General features: G+C 60.6%; 12 protein-coding genes. 6 read left to right on the forward strand and 6 right to left on the reverse strand.

Annotation, left to right across the window (positions count from 1 at the left end; genetic code table 11):
• Both EOS_RS16360 and EOS_RS16365 read left to right on the forward strand, forming a co-directional pair.
• Nucleotides 1–2,496: YadA family autotransporter adhesin (locus EOS_RS16360; RefSeq protein WP_047847715.1), on the forward strand; the 2,496-nt coding region annotated here is incomplete at its 5' end.
• 115 nt (nt 2,497–2,611) lie between these two features.
• The gene (locus tag EOS_RS16365; protein ID WP_407639148.1) at nt 2,612–3,403 is read left to right on the forward strand and encodes an OmpA family protein; all 792 of its coding nucleotides are present in this window, start codon (nt 2,612–2,614) and stop codon (nt 3,401–3,403) included.
• A 36-nt stretch (nt 3,404–3,439) separates the two neighbouring features.
• On the opposite strand, the gene EOS_RS16370 is transcribed toward EOS_RS16365, so the two are convergent.
• Both EOS_RS16370 and EOS_RS16375 read right to left on the reverse strand, forming a co-directional pair.
• Nucleotides 3,440–5,002 (reverse strand): methyl-accepting chemotaxis protein, encoded by a 1,563-nt coding sequence (locus tag EOS_RS16370; protein ID WP_047847717.1) that lies wholly within the window; start codon nt 5,000–5,002, stop codon nt 3,440–3,442.
• Between the two features lie 184 nt (nt 5,003–5,186).
• The gene (locus EOS_RS16375) at nt 5,187–5,801 is read right to left on the reverse strand and encodes a glutathione S-transferase (protein ID WP_047847718.1); all 615 of its coding nucleotides are present in this window, start codon (nt 5,799–5,801) and stop codon (nt 5,187–5,189) included.
• A gap of 156 nt (nt 5,802–5,957) precedes the next feature.
• On the opposite strand from EOS_RS16375, the gene EOS_RS16380 reads away from it, so the two are divergent.
• The 3 genes from EOS_RS16380 to EOS_RS16390 all read left to right on the forward strand — a co-directional run bounded on the left by EOS_RS16380 (nt 5,958) and on the right by EOS_RS16390 (nt 9,084).
• Nucleotides 5,958–6,851 carry a LysR substrate-binding domain-containing protein gene (locus tag EOS_RS16380; protein WP_047847719.1) on the forward strand — a complete coding sequence of 298 codons (894 nt, stop codon included), beginning with the start codon at nt 5,958–5,960 and terminating at the stop codon, nt 6,849–6,851.
• Nucleotides 6,852–6,900: 49 nt separating this feature from the next.
• Nucleotides 6,901–7,524 carry a trimeric intracellular cation channel family protein gene (locus EOS_RS16385; RefSeq protein WP_047847720.1) on the forward strand — a complete coding sequence of 208 codons (624 nt, stop codon included), beginning with the start codon at nt 6,901–6,903 and terminating at the stop codon, nt 7,522–7,524.
• Nucleotides 7,525–7,704: 180 nt separating this feature from the next.
• The gene (locus EOS_RS16390; RefSeq protein WP_047847721.1) at nt 7,705–9,084 is read left to right on the forward strand and encodes a Fic family protein; all 1,380 of its coding nucleotides are present in this window, start codon (nt 7,705–7,707) and stop codon (nt 9,082–9,084) included.
• An 11-nt stretch (nt 9,085–9,095) separates the two neighbouring features.
• Here EOS_RS16390 and EOS_RS16395 read toward each other — a convergent pair whose 3' ends face one another.
• The 3 genes from EOS_RS16395 to EOS_RS16405 form a co-directional block, all read right to left on the reverse strand.
• Nucleotides 9,096–12,155: an efflux RND transporter permease subunit gene (locus tag EOS_RS16395; protein ID WP_047847722.1), complete on the reverse strand. Its 3,060-nt coding sequence runs from the start codon at nt 12,153–12,155 to the stop codon at nt 9,096–9,098.
• Between the two features lie 12 nt (nt 12,156–12,167).
• Nucleotides 12,168–13,319: an efflux RND transporter periplasmic adaptor subunit gene (locus tag EOS_RS16400; protein WP_047847744.1), complete on the reverse strand. Its 1,152-nt coding sequence runs from the start codon at nt 13,317–13,319 to the stop codon at nt 12,168–12,170.
• 71 nt (nt 13,320–13,390) lie between these two features.
• Nucleotides 13,391–14,890 carry an efflux transporter outer membrane subunit gene (locus tag EOS_RS16405; RefSeq protein WP_047847723.1) on the reverse strand — a complete coding sequence of 500 codons (1,500 nt, stop codon included), beginning with the start codon at nt 14,888–14,890 and terminating at the stop codon, nt 13,391–13,393.
• 398 nt (nt 14,891–15,288) lie between these two features.
• Here EOS_RS16405 and EOS_RS16410 point away from each other — a divergent pair, with 398 nt between their 5' ends.
• Nucleotides 15,289–15,507: a hypothetical protein gene (locus tag EOS_RS16410; RefSeq protein ID WP_047847724.1), complete on the forward strand. Its 219-nt coding sequence runs from the start codon at nt 15,289–15,291 to the stop codon at nt 15,505–15,507.
• A gap of 296 nt (nt 15,508–15,803) precedes the next feature.
• Here the strand turns inward: EOS_RS16410 and EOS_RS16415 are convergent, their stop codons facing one another.
• On the reverse strand, nt 15,804–16,718 hold the full coding sequence (locus tag EOS_RS16415; protein WP_047847725.1) for a PhzF family phenazine biosynthesis protein: 915 nt from the start codon (nt 16,716–16,718) through the stop codon (nt 15,804–15,806).
• Nucleotides 16,719–16,941: the final 223 nt, after the last annotated feature.

Here is a 16,941-nt window from a genome sequence, read left to right on the forward strand (position 1 = left end):
GCAATCGCTCTCGGCAGCGGCGCGGTCGCGAGCGGTGCACAGTCACTCGCGCAAGGCGCAAACGCGAATGCCGCCAACCAGGGCGGCATTGCCTTGGGCTCAGGCGCGCAGAGCAGCGCCACGGACGCCGTGGCGCTTGGGGCAGGGGCGAGTTCGACGTTCGCCAACAGCGTGGCGCTGGGCAGCGCTTCGACCACGGCCGCGGCGGTGGCGACGACAGGCGTCACCATCAACGGCACGGCCTTCACGTACGCCGGTACTGCCCCGACGAGCACGGTGAGCGTGGGCAGCGTAGGCAACGAGCGCACGGTGACCAACGTGGCGGCAGGACGAGTGAGTGCCACCAGCACCGATGCAGTGAACGGCTCGCAGTTGTATGCGACCGATCAGGCGGTCAACAACCTGTCCACGACCGTAACCGCCAATAAGACGCACTACTACAGCGTCAACGATGGCGGTACTCAGAGTGCCAACTACGCCAACGACGGCGCTACCGGCACCAACGCACTTGCGGCAGGCGTGGCTGCCAGCGCGGCAGGCGCCAGCAGCACGGCCCTGGGTCAGGGCGCGGTGGCAAATAACGTCAATGCCGTTGCGCTCGGCAGCGGTTCGACCACGGCCGCGGCGGTGGCGACCACTGGCGACACCATCAACGGCACCGCATACACGTACGCGGGTACGGCACCGACCAGCACGGTAAGCGTGGGCAGCGTGGGCAGCGAGCGCACGGTGACCAACGTGGCGGCAGGCCGGGTGAGCGCGAGCAGCACTGACGCGGTGAACGGCTCGCAGTTGTATGCGAGTGACCAGGCGATCAACAGCCTTGCGACTACCGTGGCAGCTAACAAGACGCACTACTACAGCATCAACGATGGTGGTACGCCAAGCGGCAACTACAACAACGACGGCGCCACGGGCGTCAACGCATTGGCAGCCGGCGTGAACACCACGGCGAGCGGAGCAAGCAGCTTTGCCGGCGGTAACGGCGCGCAGGCACAGGCGGACAACGCACTCGCGCTTGGGTCGCAGGCGAGCGCCTCGGTGGCCGGAGGGGTCGCTATCGGCTCGGGATCGGTGTCCGATCGCGCGGTCCTGTCGGGCATCGGTTCAATTGCGAATGGTACGCATGCGATTCCCTTCAATACCTCCGATCAAACTCTGCTAGGGGCGGTGTCCTTCGGCAGTGCTAGTGGAAATGCGTATCGGCAGTTGATCAATGTCGCCGACGGAACGAAGGCACAAGATGCGGTCACCGTCAGGCAGCTTGTCGGCGCCCTCTCGTCGTTCGCGGTAACGGGGCAGTTGTACTTTCACGCGAACTCGACAGCGGCTGACTCGTTGGCGGTGGGCGCGCAGTCGATCGCGGTCGGGCCGACGACCGTTGTCAACGGTGACAACGGCGTAGGTATCGGCAACGGAGCCGTGGTCGACGCGACGGCGCCCGGCGGCGTCGCCATGGGGGAGCTGGCTCATTCGGCGCAAGCAGATGCAATCGCGATCGGTAGCGGCGCGGTCGCGAGCGGCGCGCAGTCACTCGCGCAAGGCGCAAACGCAAGTGCGGCTAACGCAGGCGGCGTTGCCTTGGGCTCAGGCGCGCAAAGTAGCGCTATCGATGCGGTCGCCATTGGCGCAGGGGCGAGTGCCTCTCTTGCAAACAGCGTGGCGCTTGGTGCGGGTTCTGTCACGACTGTCGGGGCGTTGAGCAATTACATCGCGTACGGGCTTAGCACCCCGCAGTCTTCGGCGGGTGAAATCAACGTGGGCAATCGGCAGATTACGGGCGTTGCAGCCGGGAAGGCCGGCACCGATGCGGTGAACGTAAGCCAGCTTGACGCGGTCAGCACGCAGTTGGCCACGCTGATAAATAATCAAAATGGGGGCGGCGGTGGCTTCCCGTCCACATCGGGTTCTTCGACTCCACCCGCGTCCACCGGATCGAATTCGTCGGCGGGCGGACAGGGCGCGGTAGCTTCCGGTTCCAACAGCACGGCGGTGGGCAACACCTCCACCGCATCCGGTAACGGATCGACTGCGGTGGGTCAGGGAGCAACGTCGACTGGTAGCAACTCCGTTGCGATCGGCTCAGGTAGTAACGACGGAGGACGCGCTAACGTGGTTGCCGTGGGAGCAGCCGACGCGCCACGACAACTTATCAACATTGCCCCAGGAACAGGCGGCACGGACGCGGTCAATCTGAATCAGTTAAATGCTGGCGTCGCGCAGGCAAACAGTTACACGGATAGTCAGATCCAGGGGCTCCGGCGTGACGCGGATGCGGGCGCAGCAACGGCGATGGCCGTCGCCGGATTGCCGCAACCGTCCGGTCCCGGAAAGAGCATGGTGTCGATCGCCGGCAGCATTTATCGAAGCCAATCCGGACAAGCAATCGGCATCTCCACGATCTCGGAAAACAACCACTGGATCTACAAGGCGGCGGTGTCGACGAACACACGCAACAACTATGGTGCAGTCATCGGCGCAGGTTACCAATGGTGATCACAAGAGCGCGACTTCCGATGGACATCGGTACCCGCACAGCTATGCAACTTCGTCGTGACTGCTGCTGGCGTATAGCGGATGTCCTGTCAATCATTCGATGCGAGACACAGAAATGAAAAATCAACGGGTCCTTGCGATGTTCTCCAGTTTTTTCGCAGCAGCGATGCTCGGCGGCTGTGCGACCGCCGAATCGCCTCCGAAGTTTCCAGATCCTCAATCAACGACGCTGACAGGCGGTACGTTCGTCAACGTGAACAATCTGCGCAACGTCGGTCCCGGGCTGACCAAGGACCAGATGGTCGACCTGCTGGGGCCGCCCCATTTCCATGAGGGCATTGTCGCGGTTCATGTGTGGAACTATCTATTCAATTTTCGTCGCGGCAGTGAGACGGTCACTTGCCAGTATCAGGTTCAGTTCGATAGCCATATGAAAGTGAGCGGCACCTATTGGCGTGACCCATCCTGTGCTGGCTTTCTTGAGCCAACGGCTTTGACAGCGTCCGCACCCGTTGAGGTGGAGACGAAGCCTGTCGAGCAATTTACGCTGCAAAGCGACACGCTATTTGCATTCGATAAATCGAGTCTGGACTCCATGCTGCCGGATGGAAAGGCAAAACTCGACAAAGCAATCGAGCAAATCAAGACTCACGAAGGCGTGAGCGAAATCACCGTGGTCGGCTATACGGACAGAATTGGTTCCGTGGCCGTCAACCGAAGTTTATCGCTTGCACGAGCGAATACCGTACGCGCCTATCTCATTGCACACGGACTGGATCGCAGTCTTGTCCATGCGCAAGGTGTGGGTTCCAGTCAGCCGATATCGCATTGTCCGGATGGATCTTTGCGTGAAGTCATCAACTGCCTGCAGCCGGATCGACGAGTGTCGATTGTGGTGAAAGGGTGACTGCAATCGATGAGTGAATTGATTCATCGACCGACCTCACACAGTCCCGACCGTAAACAGCCGCACGGCGTCATCGAGTACATCTGCTCGTTCGGCCAGGCGCTGCGCAGTCGCCGCAGCCTGCTCGACCAGTGCAGCGTTCTGCTGCGTCGAGCCATCCAGATGCGCCACCGCCTGGTTCACCTGGCGAATGCCCTCGGCCTGCTCGCTGCTCGCATTCGCAACCTCGCCGATGATCGTCGAAACACGCTGCACGGCGGCATCGATTGCATGCATCTGGCTGGTCGTGCGCGATACCAGGTCAGTCCCTTCCGCGATCTGCGCAACACTCGTTTCCACCACCGCCTTGATCTCCTTCGCCGACGCCGCGCACCGTTGTGCAAGGCTGCGCACTTCGGTCGCGACCACCGCGAACGAGCGGCCGGCTTCGCCGGCGCGGGCCGCTTCTACTGCGGCGTTCAGCGCCAGGATGTTCGTCTGAAACGCGATGCCGTCGATCACACCGGTAATGTCCGCAATACGCTGCGACGCCGTGTTGATGCCGGCCATCGTCTGCTCCACCTGGATCGCGATCTTGCCGCCGTCACTGGCCGCCGCCTGCGCGTCTTTCACAAGGTCCAAAGCGCGCACACTCGCGTCCGCGTCGCCCTTCACCGTGGCCGTCAACTGGTCCATGGTTGCGGCGGTCTGTTCCAACGATGCCGCCTGCAACTCCGTTCGACGCGACAGATCCAGGTTGCCGCTGGAGATTTCCCGCGTGGCGTCCATTACCCCGCCAATCTGTCCACGCACGTCCAGGACGATGGCGGCGAGGTTCGCCTTGAGCTGGTTCAGGGCGCGTTGGACATCGCCGAGATCGTCGCGAGTGCCGGGTTCCATCGCTACCGTTAAATCGCCGGCAGCCATTCGCGCGGCGAAACCGGACATGGTGCGCACGGGTACCCCGACATGACGCGAAACGGTCGCCCAGCCGAACGCGCCGATCAGCGCGTTCACGCCAAACGCTATCCACAAGGGCAGCGGCGGGAACCCCTGGTATGCAATCAGCCCGGTCGCGAGCACCGCCAGCGGGCCGGCTGCATAGCCAATCGCAATGCGCGACGCCACCGGCATGCGCGACAGTTCCCCAAGTTTGCCAGCCAGTCCGGTCCGTACGAGCGCGCCTTCTCTGAGCTGCAGCGAACCCATGGCACCGGCACGAATTCGCGCATACAACTCGGATGCGCTCTCAACTTCGTCGCGGCCCGGCTTCACGCGCACGCTTAGATAACCCACTGCCTTGCCATGCTCGATGACCGGCGTCACGTTTGCACGGACCCAGTAATAGTCGCCGTTCTTGCGACGGTTCTTGACGAGGGCCGTCCACGGACGACCCGCGCGAATCGTCGTCCACAGGTCGCCGAAGGCTTCGCGCGGCATATCGGGGTGGCGAATCAGGTTGTGGGGCTGGCCGATCAGCTCTTCTCGTGAATAGCCCGAGACTTCGACAAAGGCGGGATTGCAGTACTTGATGTTGCCGGAAAGATCCGTGGCAGAGACGAGCATGTCCGCTGCCGGGAAGTCGTACTCGTGCTGCGTGACGGGCTGGTTATTTCGCATTCGTTGTGTCCTTTCTTCAATCTGGAACGTGACGCGAGAACTTGTTTCGCGTTACCAGGACATAACGGCGGTTAACCACTCTGGCTTTAGGGTTTTTATGCTTAAAAATAATCTGCGTCACGCGGTGGCGAGGAGCAGTGTCAGTTGGATCGTGGACCAGGCGGCAACGATTCCTCGCCGGCGCTTACACAGGCGGCGTGCTTTCGAAAGCACGCAGTTGCTCGGCGAAAACCGAGAACGATTGCAGGTTGGGATACTTCTCCGCGATAACGATCTTGGGCACCATCATTTGGGTAAATCTCCAGGCGACAGCGACGGTCACGCCCGCTTGCCCAAGCCGGCCTGCATCCACGGGCGGGGTGGCTAACGCCAGTTCGGCTTCGAGCCCGGCGTACGCTGCGAGCAATTGGGCGCTGACGCGATCGACCCATGGCTCGTGCTGCTTTTCTACCGGACGCAAGTTGCGTTCATAGACGATCTGAACCGTCTTGTCACACGCGGCCAGTGCCAGACCGGTCAGCCTGGTTGCGCGCAAACGTTCGTCCGCGCGCTGTGGCGCCAGCGTCGCGTCTGACCCGACAAGGGACGTCACATAGTCGAGGATCAGCGTTGAATCCATCAGGCTTTGATCGTCGCCGAGGATCAAGGTCGGTGCTTTTACGACGGGGTTGAGCTTGCGGAATTCTTCAAAGTCACTGAACACGGAAACCGGGCGATGCTCGAAATCGAGTTCGAGCAGCTTGAGGCAAATGGCCACCCGGCGCACATAAGGCGAGTCCAGCATTCCGATCAGTTTCATACGCTTCCCGTTAGAATATCTATCATTCAGCCGTGCTCGCACGCGTCGCCTTGCCTGCGTGTTCAAGGATATAGGACTGCCGATTCCGTCAGATTAAGCATTTATCCGGCATATGAAAAGCGACATAAACAAACGTCTTCAGTAAGGAAAACTTACATGAAAAATATCCCGCCTCTAACTGCGCTCAGATGCTTCGAGGCGGCTTCCCGGCTCGGTGGCGTCACGCTTGCCGCGCGCGAACTCCACGTCACGCATTCGGCGGTCAGTCAGCAGATCAGGATTCTCGAAGACACCTTGGGCGTTGCGCTCTTCGTGCGTGAAGCCAGGGGTTTGCGGTTAACGGAAGAAGGGCGTCTCTACGCGCTCGAAATACGTTCGGCACTTCGCGACATCGCAAACGCGACGCTTCTGGCCCAGGCCCGCCCGCAAGAGAGCGAACTGGTCATTGCAACGCTGCCTTCGTTTGCCCTGCATTGGCTGCTGCCTCGCCTTGTGAGTTTCCGCGAGCGCCATCCGTACTATCGCGTTCGCTTGCAGACGAGCCTTGAGATACAGGACGTGCGGCATGGACTCGCCGACGTCAGTATTCGAATGGGCCAAGGGCACTGGCCTGAACTCGCCCAGAAGGCGTTATTCAGCGACGAACTGCTGGTCGTGGCTTCTCCGCATTTCAACGGAGGTAAGCTTCCTCGCTCCGCTGAGGAGATCGTGTCGTGTCCGCTGATAAGAAGTTCCGATGCACCGTGGACCGACTGGTGCCAGGCGGCAAACGTGCGCGAACCCGCGAACGTGGCGGGGCTGTTCGCGAACGATTCGAATATCGTGCTGGGTGCCGTGCGGCTCGGGCAAGGGATTGCGCTTGAGCGGCGCACGCTCGTGGCTGATGCGATTGCTCGCGGCGAACTGGTTCAGATTACCGATATACACGTGCCGTACCCGTATCCGTATTGGCTCGTCTGGCAGCAGCGTGAAGTGCTAAGCGTCAAGCAGACGCATTTCATGGAATGGATCGGCACGGAAGTGAAGCGATATCTGGACCGTGCCGGTTGAAGGCGCGCTTTCCTCGGTGCTTCGTGATTACCAAACGCAGACTTGAACGATGAAGAAAATCGAAACGATAGTACTGGTAGCCGATCTGGCGGGAACAGCCGTCTTCGCCGCCGAAGGCGCGATCTCCGCCATGCAGAGCGGACTCGACTTGCTCGGGGTGATGGTCTTGTCGTTTGTCGTCGCGCTGGGCGGTGGCGTGATTCGCGATCTGCTGATCGGTGCGACGCCACCTAACGCCGTGCGCGACTGGCGCTACCCGGCGCTCGCCTTCCTCACGGGCTTGCTGACTTTCGTCTTTCACAGCGAAGCACGCAATCTCTCGGCCCCCTTGCTCATGGCGCTGGATGCCGCGGGGCTTGCGTTATTCGCTGTCGCGGGCGCGCAGAAAGCGCTGAGCTACGATATAGGGCCTTTCATATCGACGCTGATGGGAACGATCACCGGCGTGGGGGGCGGCGTAGTACGCGACATCCTGCTGGCTCGCGTACCCATGGTACTGGTCGCCGATATCTACGCGAGCGCCGCCTTCGTGGGAGGGGTCGTGCTGGTCGTCGGCCGCCGGTTCGGTCTTTCACCCATGGCAGCCGCGCTCTTGAGCGGTGCTGCCTGTTTTGTCCTGCGGGTGGCTTCGGTTACGTATGGGTGGCAGTTGCCAAAGGTCGCCCACTGGTGAAAGACGGCGATTTTCGACCCAACCGGAAGCAATTGTGATTGCCTTCGCCTCAATTCCAGATCAATCGCCTCATTCTTAAATCATTTTTTCCTAAAAAAGGTCATTCGAATCAAATTTTTGATCTAAGATTGATTCAAGGATCATTTTTAAATCTTTTTTTGTTCTTTTGAACCCATCATCATGGCAAGACGCGAGCTGTACAACGCCATACCCGAATTCCTCGCGAAACGCGCCGATGCAGGGCAGGACCGCTTGTCGCGCAACGAGATTGCCGAGGCGATAGGCGCTCCGGCCGCAACGATCCTGCGGTATCTGGACAAACTCATTAGCGATGGCAAGATCGAGCGGGTTGGAGCAACTACGACGACCCGTTATAGCTTGTTGGGCCCCAAAGTCGAACTCGCGAGGCAGGCCGTAATTTCAAGCCCGGCGCCGGCAAAACTCACGGTTTCGCCGGCGTGGTCCGCGGCTGCTGCCGCGCTCATCGCCGAACTGAACGTCCCTCTGGGTGCGCGACAACCAGTCAGCTATCAACGGCGTTTCGTCGACGACTACGTGCCCAACCAAACCTTCCTTCTTCCCGAAGCACTCGCAAATGATCTGTATAACGAAGGAAGATCGCCGGGTCAGCAGCCCGCAGGTACGTACGCGCGCAAGGTCATCGAGCCGTTGCTGATCGATCTGTCTTTCTCCTCATCGCGGCTCGAGGGTAATCGATATTCGAGGCTCGACACCGAGGTCCTGTTCGATGCCGGGACCGCAGATCCTGCCGATAAAGACGCGACCATGTTGCTCAACCATAAGCGGGCGATCGAATTCCTGATCGACGACGTTCCCTCGTATGGATTGACCACGATGGTCATCCGCAACCTGCACACGCTGCTGATGCAAGGCTTGCTTAATGACGAGAACGCACTTGGCTCAATCCGCGAAAGAGTCGTGAATATAAGCAATACAGTTTATATCCCGTCTCACGTGCCCTCCCTGCTTGGTGAAATGCTGGAGCAGATTACCGAGAAGGCGCGTCACATCAAAAATCCGGTCGAAGCAGCGTTCTTTCTTTGGGTGAACCTGGCTTACCTCCAGCCTTTCGAGGACGGCAACAAGCGGACTAGCCGCCTCAGCGCAAACGTCCCGCTGCTGCTGTACAACTGCGCGCCGCTCAGCTTTCTCGATGTAGGTGACGAAGACTACGCCCGCGCAAAGATCGGTGTCTACGAGCGGCTCGACACGAGCATTGCGGCTGATCTCTTTGCGTGGACTTATCGCCGGTCGATTGCGAAGTATGCAGTGCAGATCGACGCCGCGGGAGTGCCGGATCCGTTCCGCGCAAGACACCGCGAAACCATCAATGAGGTGGTCTCGCGGATCGTGCGGGACCGGGAGGCTCTGGGCGCCGTGATAGCGGAGTTCAAGCTTCGCGATGATGAAGCGGCTCGCCTTACCGAGATCGTGAGAGGGGATATTTCACGGCTCGGCGAACACAACTTTGCCCGTTATCGCTTGAGGCTGAGAGAACTGGAGCAGTGGATATCGGTCGGTCGCCCATTGATCGACTAGGTTCAATGTCTTCATTCCGAAGCTACAACGTCGGTTGACGCTTTGCGATGATGATCCGCCGCCAAAAACATATACATCGCGGGCACGACGAACAACGTGAACAGCGTGCCGATAGACAGTCCCGTGAAGATCACGAGTCCCATTGCGTTGCGGCCCGCCGCACCGGCCCCGGACGCGATCACGAGCGGCACGACGCCAAGCACCATCGCCGCGGTCGTCATCAGGATCGGCCGTAGCCGCACGCCGGCCGCTTCCTCCAGCGCTTCGCGTTTCGACCTGCCGGCGCGCTGCAATTCGTTCGCGAACTGCACGATCAGAATGCCGTGCTTGCTGACGAGCCCCATCAACGTGACGAGCCCGACCTGCGTGTAGATATTCAGCGACGTCAAGCCGATGTTGATGAAAACAAGCGCACCGAAGAGTGCCATCGGCACGGAGATCAGGATCACGACGGGGTCTCGAAAACTCTCGAATTGAGCCGCCAGCGCCAGGAACACGATGATCGTCGCGAACAGCAGCGTCAGGACAAAACCGCCCGATTCCTGCACGAACTGCCGGGACTGCCCCGAGTAATCCGCCGAATATCCCGCCGGTGCAACCTGTGCGGTCGCCGTGCGCAGGAAATCAAGCACCTCGCCTTGCGACACGCCCGGCACGATCACGCCCGAGATCGTTGCCGAGTTGAGTTGCTGGAAGTGGTTGATCGATTCCGGCACGACGTTGTGCTGGATATGCGCAACGGTGGCCGCGGGAATGACACTGCCGTCGGGCGTACGCAAGTAATAATCGAGCACCTGCGATGGATTCAGCCGGTCCGTCTGCAACACCTGCGGAATGACCTTGTACGAGCGTCCCGCGATCGCGAAGTAGTTGACATAGCCGCCCCCAAGCGCCGCGCCGAGCGCCTGCCCGACATCGCTTTGCGAGAGCCCGAGCGACGCCACCTTGTCACGATCGACCACGAGCAAAGCTTGGGGCTTGTCGAGTTTGAGATCACTGTCGACGAAGAAAAACATCCCGCTCGCGCGCGCTTTTTGCAGGACCGCTTGCGACACTTCGTTGAGATTCTCGAACGGCTCGGTCGTGCTGATCACGAATTGCACCGGCAAGCCCTGCGAGCCCGGCAGCGGCGGAAACTGGAACGCAGCCACGCGCGCTCCGGCGATCTGATTCCACTTCTGCTGCAATTCCTGCTGCAACACGGTCGCGCCCTTGCTGCGCTGATCCCACGTCTTGAAGAGCACGCCGCCGATCCCCTGGTTGAGTGTCGGCGCGCCGGTCAACTGGAACATCTGCGAGTATTCGGGCAGTGCCTTCGAGATCTCGAACACCTGGTCCGCGTACATCTGCATCTGCTGGATGGTCGCGTTCGGCGGCCCCTGGATCTGTGACAGCACGATCCCCTGGTCCTCCTGCGGCGCAAGCTCTGATTTGGACGTCATGAACAGATAGACCGCGCCGCAGAGCAGCAACGCGCCCATCACGACGAACACGGGCCAGGTATCGAGCGTTGCATGCAACAGCCGACCATACCCGCGATGAAGACGGTCGAACTGTCGGTCGATGAACTGCGTGAAGCGCCCGGATTCCTGCTCCGCGCGGAAAAAGCGCGAGCACATCATGGGCGACAAGGTCAGGGCGATCACGCCGGATACCGTCACCGCGCCGGCAAGCGAGAATGCGAACTCGGTGAAGAGGGCGCCCGTCAGGCCACCCTGGAAACCGATCGGCACGTATACCGCGATGAGCACGACGGTCATCGCGAGAATCGGGCCGCCCAGTTCGCGCGCGGCGATCAACGCGGCTTCGAAGGGCGTCTTGCCTTCATGCTTCATGTGCCGATCGACGTTTTCGACCACGATGATCGCATCGTCGACAACCAGCCCGATTGCGAGCACGAGCGCGAGCAGGGTCAGCAGGTTGATCGAATACCCAAGCAACTGCATCACGAAGAACGTGCCGATGAGCGACAACGGCATCGCGATCACAGGCACGATGACCGCGCGGAAACTGCCGAGGAACAGGAAGATCACAGCGGTGACAATCAGCAGCGCCTCCACCAGCGTCTTGATCACTTCAACAATAGCCGTGTTCACGAAGTCCGTCGCGTCGTACACGATATCGCCCGTCATGCCGATCGGGAACTGCTGTTGCAGCGAGGGAAAAAGCCGCCGCACGCGTTTGGCTACATCCAGGATGTTCGCATCCGGCGCGACCTTGATGCCGATAAACACCGAGCGCTTGCCGCTGAACGCGACGTTGAAGTCGTAGCTGTCAGCGCCGAGCACGACGTTCGAGACATCTTCCAGCCGCACGATCGAGCCGTTCTTCTGCTTGACGACGAGTTGCTTGAAGTCATCGACGGTATGCAGGTCCGTGCCCGCGTTCAGGTCGACGCTGACCATCTGTCCCTTGGTTGTGCCGAGCGTCGCAAGGTAGTTGTTGTTGCCGAGCGCGGTGTAAACATCGGCGGCCGTCACGCCGTGTGCTGCCAAGCGAGTTGAATCGAGCCACGCGCGCATCGCGAACTGCCGCCCGCCGAGGATCTCGGCCGTCTGCACGCCTTCGATCGAATCGAGCTTGGGTTTGACGACACGCAGCAGATAGTCGGTGACGTTGTTGCTCGGCAGCACGTTGCTATAGAAGCCCATGTACATCGCGTCAGTGGTCTGTCCCGTCTGGACCGTCAGGACCGGCTGCTGGGCTTGCGGCGGCAACTGGTTGCGCACCGACGCGATCTGCGTATTGATTTCGGTCAGCGCGCGATTGGCGTCGTAGTTCAGGCGCAGTGTTGCAGTGATGGTCGAGACACCGGTGCTGCTTGTTGACGACAAGTAATCGATACCCTGCGCCTGCGCGACCGCGGCTTCAAGCGGCTGCGTGATGAACCCCGCGATAGTGTCGGCGTTCGCGCCATAGTAAGCGGTGCTGATGGTCACGACGGCGTTTTCGGTCTGCGGATATTCGCTGACTTTCAAACTCGCCAGCGAGCGCAATCCAAGCACGAGGATCAGCAGGCTCACGACCGAGGCGAGCACTGGCCGCTGGATGAAGAGATCGGTGAATTTCATCGCGCGGTCTCTTTATTGTTCCTGAGGCGTCGGGTTCGGGCTGTCGGCCGGCTGCACCCGATTATCGATGACAAGCGGCGTCCCGTTCTTGAGCTTCAACTGGCCGCTGGTCACTACTTGTGTGCCCGCATCGACGCCCTTCAGGATGGCGACCTGATCGCCGCGTGTAGGACCGGGCGTGACAAACACCTGCTGGGCGACCGGCAGTGTCTTGCCTTGCGCGTTCGGCTGCGTGCCGGGTTTGACGAGGAACACGGTGGCGCCATAGGGGTTGTAGGTGATGGCTGTCTGCGGCAGTGTCAGATAGCGCTGTTCGGTACCCGCGTCGATCTTCACGTTGGCATACATGCCCGGCAGCAGCTTGCGCTCACGGTTGTCCACGGTGGCTTCCACCTGTACGTTGCGCGTGGCGCTATCGACTTTCGGATTGATCGACAGGACCTTGCCCGCGAAGGTTTGTCCGCTGTATGCATTGGTATCGACCGCGACAATCTGGCCGATCGCGAGCTGGCCGAGTTGTTGTTGCGGCAACGTAAAGTCGGCATAGATAGGGTCGATAGCTTGCAGCGTCACGATCGCGTCACCCGGGTTGATGTATTGCCCCGGATTGATCGTGGTGATGCCAAGGCGCCCCGCAAACGGTGCGCGGATGGTCTTCTTTTCGACGAGCGCGGCTTGTCCCACGACTTGGGCCTGCTTGCCTTTCAAGTCAGCGGCGTCTGCGTCGAGCTGCGCCTTGGCGATCGCCTTGATGTCGTACTGGGCTTTATCGCGCTGATAGACCGTCTGAGCGAGGTCTGCCGCTGCCTGTAACGAATGGAGCAGCGCCACGTCGGTGTCGGCGTTGAGCCTGACGAGGACTTGTCCGGTCTTCGCTTCCTGACCCGAGCTGAATGCAATCTCGCGCACGAGGCCGGCGACTTCAGTGGTGACATCGACGCCGCGAACGGCACGCAGGCTGCCGACCGCGGCAAGCTGAGGTTGCCATGACTGGTAGCCCGCGACTGCGGCCGATACGGTGGCCGGTGGCGCGGCATTGCCCGCCATGAACTTGGCGAACATATGCGCCTTGAACAGGTTGAAGCCAACCAGCGCGGCCAGCAGCAGGCCGACGCAGATCAGCATGATCACCATTCGCTTGGCCATCCGTCGTTTTTCGATCATCGTCATGTCCTTGAACGGCAGGGGCAAAGTGCCGAACGTTGGTTTGCAGACAGCGTGTGTTGCTTGCAGTTTCAGTGTGGCGGTGGCGCGCTGGGTGGTGCGTTCCACCAGCCGCCGCCGAGCGCCTGAAAGAGGGCGGCGGTATCGGCATAGCGGGACGCCTGGGCCTGCGCGAGACTCGTCACGGTTTGCTGGTACTGGCGCTGCGCGTCGAGCAGCGACAGGTAGCTCACGCCGCCCACGCGATACTGCCCGCGCGTCAGGTCCAGCGAGTCGCTGGCGGCGCGCCACGCGTCTGTCTGCGCTCTCAGGCCGATCGCGTCGTGATCGAGCGCGCGCAGCGAGTCCGCCACGTTCTGGAACGCCAGCAGCACCGTTTCGCGATACTGCGCGCCGGCCTGCTCGTAGGCCGCCTCGGCCGCGCGTTTCTGCGCGCTCAACTGTCCGCCGTGGAAGACCGGTTGCAGCAGGCCCGCGCCGAGGCTCCATATCGTGCTGCCGGGCTTGAATACTTGCGAGGGTGCCAGCGCCTCTGCGCCGTAGCTGGCGGAGAGCGTGATCTGCGGATACAGCGCGGCGGTCGCCACGCCTATTTGCGCGCTCGCCTGATGCAGTACCGCGTCCGCGGCGAGGATGTCGGGCCGTTGCCTGACGAGTGTTGAAGGCAGGCTTACAGGCAGCGTCTCGGGCAACGAAAACATGTCAAGCCGAAATTCGGGCAGCGCCGGGTCGCTGGGCAGCATGCCGGCCAGCACGGCGAGTTGATGCCTTACCTGATCGAGTGACTGGCGCAGCGGCGGCAGCGTCGCGCGGGTCTGCGCCAAGAGCGTTTGTTGTGCGAGCACGGCTGTGCGGCTCACGCCGCCCAAATCGAACTGCTGGCCGAGGACACCGAGCTGGTCGGCTTCGTCCGAGGCAATACGCTCCGTGGCTTCGATCTGCGCACGCAACGACGCTTCCTTGACCGCCGCGGTCACAATGTTCGCAGTCAGCGCGAGATAGGCCGCCTGGAGCTGGTAGTTTTGATAATCGATTTGTGCATGCAGCGCCTCGAGTTCACGCCGCGCGCCGCCGAAGATGTCGAGCTTGTACGACACGTTCACCGAGGCGTTGTAGAGATTGAATTCCTCGCTGACTCCCGGCTGTCCGAACGCAATGCCGTTCAGCTTTTCGCGGGTAGCGCCAAGTTGCGCATCGACGCTCGGAAGCAGGGTGCCGCCGGCTTGAGCGGAGAAATTCTCGCGAGCTTGCCGCAATGCTGCTTGCGCGGCGACGATGTTCGGGCTGTTGGTGAGTGCCTGGCGAATCAGCCCATCCAGCGGTTCGCAATGAAAGAGCGCCCACCATTCTCCGGGAATGTCCTGGCCCGGAGCAAAGCGTTGCGGCAAACCGGCGGCACCCGGCGCGGAGGCGGTCTGCTCGGGCAGCGGGGCAGCGGTATAGGTGGTGTCGGCAGGCGGCGCCGGGGGCGTTCGATAATCCGGTCCGACCATGCAACCGGCCAATGCTGCACAGCCGCAAAATGCGACGTACAGGCGCAGTTGCAGGATAGGCCGCTTAACGTTGATCATCGTCAATCATCGATTCACCTTCATCGATCCACCTTGGTCGCCTGCGTTCAGCCTCGACGGGCTAGCGAGCGTGCATAGTCAAACAACCTGTATTTCCGATATTCCTTTTTGCTTTATTCGGTACGGGTAGCGCTAATGCTGACTAAAGCCGACTAAAATTTTTGCATAGCCTAGCACGGTCGATTCATTCGTGGCGCCTATCTGCTTACGAATGCACGGCGTCCTGAACGCCGGGTTGTATTGGTTGGGGTTTGTACGCTGAGATGAATGCTGCCGCGCCTGATCAAAACGCTGGATTCGTCGCTGGAAAAGGCGAAAAATCGATGTTAAGCGGCTTACTCTTAAGCCTCTGTTTACCTATCATATAGATGTAATTGCAGCGGACGCGGGAGGGCATCATGGAGCAGTTTGTCAATACGGTGATGGACCTTGTCGGAGCCGCGTCGCGATTGACTTTGCACAGTTCCGCGATTGATCTTCTCAACGTGCTTGTCGGCCTTGGCGGCTTGGCCCTGGTCGCCGTTATCTTGTTAATTCACGAGTCACATTGGCCCGCTCAAAGACACGCCCACACGGCTGATCACGCCCGGCATTGGTGGATGCATCATCGGCATTGAGTTGTGCGCGGTCGATGATTCTCGAACGCCTCAAACAGGACTCTGCGTCACTCGACGGAGTCCTGGCGCGCTTTACATTTCATTTCCCAAAGCCACTCAAAATGGAAGTCAGGATACCTATTGTTCATGGCTATGGCGTTATTGGCCCGGCGTTTATCGCAGGTCTCCGAAGTTTTTAGTTCCTGCTGCTCCTGGGCGCATTCACCGCTTCTCGTGCTGGACATTTGAAAGATGTCAGCGTGGAGCTTCGTGCCTTCTGCGCTACGCGACGTCTTTTCCTCACCTGAGAGCCAGGCTCAGGACTCAGCATCGAGCCGAAACGAGCCTTCCATGACGCTGACACATTTGCCGCCGATGCGGACCCTTGGCTTGCCGTTGTATGTGTCCACGCTGGCAATCAAGACGCTCGGGCGACCCATGTCCACGCCTTGACCAACGCGTAAGACAAGTTCCGACTGGCCCCGAACCTGGGCTAGAAGCGCGGCGGCGGCCGCGGTCGCGCTACCCGTCGCCGGGTCTTCCGTCATGCGCGGCGTGAACATACGTGCTTGCAAATCGCAGTCGGCGCCAGTCACGGCCGGGCCGACATCGCGCGTATAGGCGTAGATGGACACAGCTCCGTCGATCGGCAGCAAGCCTTTGTAGGCGACGAGGTTCGGCGTACACCTGCGCAGTGCATCTCGAGACGCAAGTTCCACAACGAGGAACGGGAGGCCGACAGAGGCCACCTGTGGCGCGTGAGCGTTGACCAGGATGTCGGCGGGATCGAGGGAAAGACAGGCGGCTACGCGGTCTTGCGGCACTTGCGACAGTCGAGCCAATGGCTCCGGCGCAATGAGTTCCGCTCCGACCAAACGCCCTTCTTCTTTCAGTTGGGTGACTGGAACCAGGCCGGCGGCCTCCTCGAACACGAGTTGATCCGGCAGCGGCGTCTGACTCGATTCCGCCCTTGCAGCCAGCACGAACGCCGTGCCGATGTTCGGATGTCCGGCGAACGGAATTTCGCGGCTCGGCGTAAAGATTCTCACCCAGGCAGTGTGAGCAGCGTCGCGGGGAGGCAAGACAAAGGTCGTTTCGCTATACGCGAATTCGGCCGCGATCGCCTGCATCTGGTTCGTTGACAGGCCATTGGCATCCAACACGACAGCGACTGGATTGCCTTTGAATTTTTCGTCTGTGAATACATCTGCTGTGACATAGCGGCGGTTCATGAGTGTCCCCCTGGTTCGATATTGCTCACTAACGACGAGTCTCTATTATTACGTTTAAGCCGTCAGGGCGCCCTGTACAGAAGTGCAGCGATGGCTCGGGCCAGTACCTCGTATGACCGGAGGTGACTGGTCTCCGGGTTTCTGGAGATCGCGACCAGCCGTAACTGGTTGGCCGTTGCCTGTCACGACCCACTCTGCCGGCCGGGGGCGCAGGTCTTCAGTT

It is taken from the genome of Caballeronia mineralivorans PML1(12), assembly GCF_001028175.1.
In the GTDB taxonomy this organism is placed as follows: Bacteria; Pseudomonadota; Gammaproteobacteria; order Burkholderiales; family Burkholderiaceae; genus Caballeronia; species Caballeronia mineralivorans.

Excerpts from the sequence above, each read along its gene's own strand:
- EOS_RS16400 (WP_047847744.1), bottom strand. The coding sequence starts at position 13,319 with ATGATCGAAAAACGACGGATGGCCAAGCGAATGGTGATCATGCTGATC.
- EOS_RS16415 (WP_047847725.1), bottom strand. The coding sequence starts at position 16,718 with ATGAACCGCCGCTATGTCACAGCAGATGTATTCACAGACGAAAAATTC.
- EOS_RS16370 (WP_047847717.1), bottom strand. The coding sequence starts at position 5,002 with ATGCGAAATAACCAGCCCGTCACGCAGCACGAGTACGACTTCCCGGCA.
- EOS_RS16385 (WP_047847720.1), top strand. The coding sequence starts at position 6,901 with ATGAAGAAAATCGAAACGATAGTACTGGTAGCCGATCTGGCGGGAACA.
- EOS_RS16375 (WP_047847718.1), bottom strand. The coding sequence starts at position 5,801 with ATGAAACTGATCGGAATGCTGGACTCGCCTTATGTGCGCCGGGTGGCC.
- EOS_RS16390 (WP_047847721.1), top strand. The coding sequence starts at position 7,705 with ATGGCAAGACGCGAGCTGTACAACGCCATACCCGAATTCCTCGCGAAA.
- EOS_RS16380 (WP_047847719.1), top strand. The coding sequence starts at position 5,958 with ATGAAAAATATCCCGCCTCTAACTGCGCTCAGATGCTTCGAGGCGGCT.
- EOS_RS16410 (WP_047847724.1), top strand. The coding sequence starts at position 15,289 with ATGGAGCAGTTTGTCAATACGGTGATGGACCTTGTCGGAGCCGCGTCG.
- EOS_RS16405 (WP_047847723.1), bottom strand. The coding sequence starts at position 14,890 with ATGATCAACGTTAAGCGGCCTATCCTGCAACTGCGCCTGTACGTCGCA.
- EOS_RS16395 (WP_047847722.1), bottom strand. The coding sequence starts at position 12,155 with ATGAAATTCACCGATCTCTTCATCCAGCGGCCAGTGCTCGCCTCGGTC.
- EOS_RS16365 (WP_407639148.1), top strand. The coding sequence starts at position 2,612 with ATGAAAAATCAACGGGTCCTTGCGATGTTCTCCAGTTTTTTCGCAGCA.